2 protein-coding genes and 2 pseudogenes are annotated in these 4,313 nt (G+C 60.4%); 1 reads left to right on the top strand and 3 read right to left on the bottom strand.

Features of this window, described 5'->3' with window-relative positions; all coding sequences use genetic code 11:
* Nucleotides 1–565: 565 nt before the first annotated feature.
* The gene (locus AC0L2F_RS35510) at nt 566–1,153 is read right to left on the bottom strand and encodes a GNAT family N-acetyltransferase (RefSeq protein ID WP_094183269.1); all 588 of its coding nucleotides are present in this window, start codon (nt 1,151–1,153) and stop codon (nt 566–568) included.
* A 435-nt stretch (nt 1,154–1,588) separates the two neighbouring features.
* On the opposite strand from AC0L2F_RS35510, the pseudogene AC0L2F_RS35505 reads away from it, so the two are divergent.
* Nucleotides 1,589–1,881 (top strand): annotated as a pseudogene (locus AC0L2F_RS35505) (aldehyde dehydrogenase family protein); the annotation flags it as partial.
* Between the two features lie 109 nt (nt 1,882–1,990).
* On the opposite strand, the gene AC0L2F_RS35500 reads toward AC0L2F_RS35505, so the two are convergent.
* Nucleotides 1,991–3,502 carry an SGNH/GDSL hydrolase family protein gene (locus AC0L2F_RS35500; protein WP_473251496.1) on the bottom strand — a complete coding sequence of 504 codons (1,512 nt, stop codon included), beginning with the start codon at nt 3,500–3,502 and terminating at the stop codon, nt 1,991–1,993.
* A gap of 54 nt (nt 3,503–3,556) precedes the next feature.
* Nucleotides 3,557–4,239 (bottom strand): annotated as a pseudogene (locus AC0L2F_RS35495) (IS5 family transposase); the annotation flags it as partial.
* Between the last annotated feature and the right edge of the window lie 74 nt (nt 4,240–4,313).

The raw sequence follows: 4,313 nt of genomic DNA, 5'->3' as shown, positions 1-4,313 counted from the left end.
CGAACTGATCTCGATCTATCAGCGGCTGCGGAGCTTTGAGGCAAAGATCCACGGTGGGCCACTGCCGTCGATCGAGACACAAAAGGAGCCAGCCTCATGATTGGCGTAGCTGCAGGAGTTGACGAAACCCGGCCCTTGAGCCGCTTGCCGCACACCCGATCCGACGCCCCCACACTGCGGTCATCGCGTCCTTGATCGTAGCCCCATATCCTCGCTTGTGCTCTCGCGGTGCCTCGACCGGCCTCGGTCCAACTGTTGCGCGTGCCCGAATTGCACGCACCGCATACTTGCGATGCCAGCCGGTCGTCGCGCATATCGCATCGAGATGCGCCTCTTTTCCGGCCGGGTGGCCGACCGGCAACGATCCCTTTCGGCCGACACCACCTGCCGCCGCGCGCCCATGCTGATCTTTCCCGCCATAGACGCCACCGGACCAATTCGATGGCAGCCACCCAATCACCGGCGAGAAGTTGTCCAGTAACCATCCGGATGAGGCAATGCGCCTCAGTTCGTCTCCAAGGACGCTTCGGGAGCCGCAGCATGCGAAGCGTCTCCGAAATTCCGTTCACCGCGTCTTTCGCAACATCGGCGTAAGTGGCGGTGAGCAACCGTGCTGTATCTCTCCAATAATCTTGAACCCGTGGCGTTGGTAAAACGGAATGTTTTCAGGATTCGAACTTTCGAGGTAGGCAGCGAGGCCCTGCTCATCACAGCGTTGAAGAGCGTACTTCATCAGCAATGTGCCAAGCCCTTGTCCGGCCCAGTTCGGATCGACAGCGATCAGGGGCAAATACCAATGTGGCTCGGAGGGATGATGTTCGGCCATTCCCTGGCGCAGGTGTGCCATATGTTCGCTGATTTCAGGGCGCAGGGACAGCGCCATGATTGCGTCCAGCGCATCCTCATCCTGCTGCACGCCCGGAGGCAGCCACAGGGCCGCCGCGCGAGTCTCTCCCGTGACGTATGCTGTGCCATGCTCGAATGCTCGTCCGCCACAGGCCTTGATGAACTGAGTCATGCTGCCAAGATATTGCCCAGGGTCCGGCCAACTCCAACGCATCAAAGGATCGGCGGCAAAGCCGAGGACAATCGTCCAGACGATTCTTGCCCGAATACTTGCGTTCGCCGAGGTGACGCCCGGCTCTCTAGTCATGATGCACCGCTTTTCAATCACAGAGTTGAAGGTTGGAGCACAGGACCGATACCTTGGACGTGAGCGGAATGGATGTGCCCCCGAACATTCATCGGATCCCTTTAGTTTCCGTCTCCCGCTCTCATCCTGCCTCAGAAGACCGCCTTCGACGGCCGCTTCGGACGGAGGTTCCTCGCTGGAGGCCCTGACCCTTGGGGCTGGATCTGGATCTGGCGAGGACTTGTGCTTTTCGCCATGAGAGCGTCATCCCAGCGCTTTCCGGAGGAAGGGTCCGTTTTATCGGCGTCGACAACTCTGCCAGCCTTCCGAAAGCAGCGAAAAGACGATTTGAGTTACAAGGTGATCTTGTTTCGCCAAATGTTGCGAGTTGCATTCGCTCGACGAGTCTAAGCACCGCAGTATAATTTGGAACCTGCCAACCCAGGTAGGTGCTTGGCATTCGCCCTAAGGATTGCCAACGACTTCCCCTTCGGCCTTGCCGCAGCGATCACCCGTGACGTCGCCCGCGCGCATCGAGTTGCCCCTTCGTCGGCCGGCGTCGTCTGGGTCAACGATCATCACCGGCTCGACCCCGCCTCGCCTTGGGGGGGCCTCGGCTATTCCGCCACCGTCCGCGAATACGCACCGAAACCTTCGACAACCACTTCAACACTAAGAGCGTGATGATCGCCACGCACGAGCAGCCGTTCGACTGGTATCGCAACACGGCCAACCAGAAGCGGCTGAACAGTGTTGCTCCAGGTGCGAACTGCGTTTGCCACGCCCACAGGCTCCGGCGCAAACCGATGCGATTGTCCCCGAAGCGGCCCCACTGAGCGAAACCTGCGGGCCAAAACGTCAGCGCCTCACCTTTGGCTGCGATTCTTTTTCTGCTTTAGCATTGGCGCCCGGCGCAGATACCGGGATGCGATCATCGGGCGAAGCCGAAGCCATTGGAGTATCCTTAGACTGTTCGCGTCCGACTTCGCGGCGCGGCCAGACAAAATCGTCGGCGCGACCGGCCGGTGCCGACAAGGGCTCACCTTTGACCAAGACACGCGCTGCTAGCGCATCCATTGCCATCGGCGCCCCTGGACCGCCGAGCAATTGATCGGCGCCGAAAGAGGGGGCCACCAAGGGAAGGATCGGTCCGGCGAGCGGGCGCAGGTCCGGTTGACCCGGCAGCGCATTGACGTCGGGCTTTGCCGGTTCCGTCGGCAGCGCGATCGGCGCGGAACGAGTAGCCAACAACCGGTTGATTTCGCGTTCGACATAATGCGCAAGCTTGCGGGCGCCGGGCTTGGTGAAATACACGCCATCGGAGGAGCGCAGCTGACGGATCTGGCCTTCGAAGTCGGGACCGCGCTGCATAAAATGGCCGGCTTCATCGACAAAGCTGTCCCAGACATCGACATAAGTGATGCCGGCCTTGCCGGCCGCCTCGCGATAGAGCGAATCCAGAAACAGGGTGTCGGCTGTTGCCTTAGGGCCACGTACCACCGGCAGGCCAACCCACAGCACCGGCACCCCCTTAGATTTGAGCACGCCGATCATCTGTTCGATCTTGTTTTTGTAGAGCTCGATCCAGCGTTTCTCGCGATACTCATAGAGGCCGTTCGGCGAGCGCGTGCTACTCTCCGGCTCGATAGCCGGCGCGTCGGCGGCGTCATTTGGCGACAATTCCGTATCGACCAGTCTGCCATCCGGCTTCGCGTCGACGTTCGTACCGCCCTCCGGCTTGACGCCCGGTTTGCCTCTGGCTTCCTTCTTGTCTGCGTTTTTGTCCGACGGCTTGATATCGGATTTCTCAGCCGGCGGCTCGCGCATCCCGACTCGGTCATCGAGTCCGAGCATGACGACGATGACGTCCGCTTTTTCGGTCGCGAGAATGCCTTTGGCAGCGGCGGCCCAATCGGCCGGATTGCCCTTCGGCTGATATTTGATAAGGCCTGAGACGGTCTTATGTCTGCGGATCACGCCCATGTCAGGCTGTTCGGCATAGGCGTCTTCAAGACCATAGGCGAGCCAGTCCGCCATGGCATCACCGAGCACAAGAACATGGCGCTCCGGTACAGTATCGCGCTTTCCGGCCGCGGGCGCCCTCGAAAAATCCTCGCGCGCGGGCGGCAAGGTTTGCCGCCGATCCCAACGAGGCTGGGGAGCAGACGGCTCAAACATGTCGTTACCAAACCAGCCGCCGCCGAATCCGCCACCGCGTTGCGGCTGCGGCCGTTGCTGATATCCACCGAAATTGAAGAACTGCGCCGACGTCGGGCCGACAACGCCGACCACCATCCCCCCAGCGATGGTTAGCGCAATCAGGGGACCTCTGTCGGTAAAGATACGCAATTTTCTTAGTTTGTTTGACATGCTCTTGGACCGCACAAGACGAAGAACTGCCGCGACAGAGACTAGGGTTCAGACTCAATTGATCCAATAGGCGACGACGGCGGCGAGGTGGACGGCGGCCAAGAAGTTTCTAGCAAGTTTCGTCGTAGCGAGTAGAGACACGCCTGAATCCTTGAGCCGGCAGAAGCAGCGCTCGATAACGTTGCGTCCTTTATAGGCGCGTTTGCTGAAGCTGTGGAGGGTCACCCTGTTGGACTTGTTCGGAATGACGAGTTTCGCGCCGCGATTGACGATTTCGGTGCGAAAGCCGTCGCCATCGTAGCCTTTGTCCCCAATGAGGGAAGACATGGGCGCCGCGAGTTTCAAAAGGGCCGGCCCTGCGGCAAGATCTGCGTCTTGTCCCGGAGTGAGATGAAATGCGCAAGGTTTGCAATCGGGGTCGCTCAGCGCGTGGATTTTCGTGCTCCGCCCGCCGCGTGAGCGGCCGACGGCCTGTTCATGCTCCCCCCTTTTCCGCCGCTCGCGGAGCGATGCGCTTTGATCGAGGTGGAGTCGATCGACAAAATCAGGCGGTCCTTGCCGCAGCGGGCGAGCGCTTCAAAGATAGCCTGCCAATGTCCGCGCTTAGCCCAGCGATTGAACCGATTGTAGATTGTCGTGTAAGGGCCATAGTCGGGCGGGCAATCGCGCGAGCGTGCGCCGCACTGGAGCATGTGAACGATACCGCTGATGATGCGTCGATCGTCTTCGAGCGCGGGGATGTCCCGATCGGTGTTGAACTACGTCGGGCCGACGTTGCCGGGATGAATGTTACGCGGCCCTCGAGACGTGG

Source organism: Bradyrhizobium sp. Ken64, assembly GCF_055807555.1.
The sequence above is the reverse complement of the archived record's forward strand: the minus strand, read 5'-3'. Positions and strand labels throughout refer to the sequence as shown.

Excerpts from the sequence above, each read along its gene's own strand:
- AC0L2F_RS35510 (WP_094183269.1), bottom strand. The coding sequence starts at position 1,153 with ATGACTAGAGAGCCGGGCGTCACCTCGGCGAACGCAAGTATTCGGGCA.
- AC0L2F_RS35500 (WP_473251496.1), bottom strand. The coding sequence starts at position 3,502 with ATGTCAAACAAACTAAGAAAATTGCGTATCTTTACCGACAGAGGTCCC.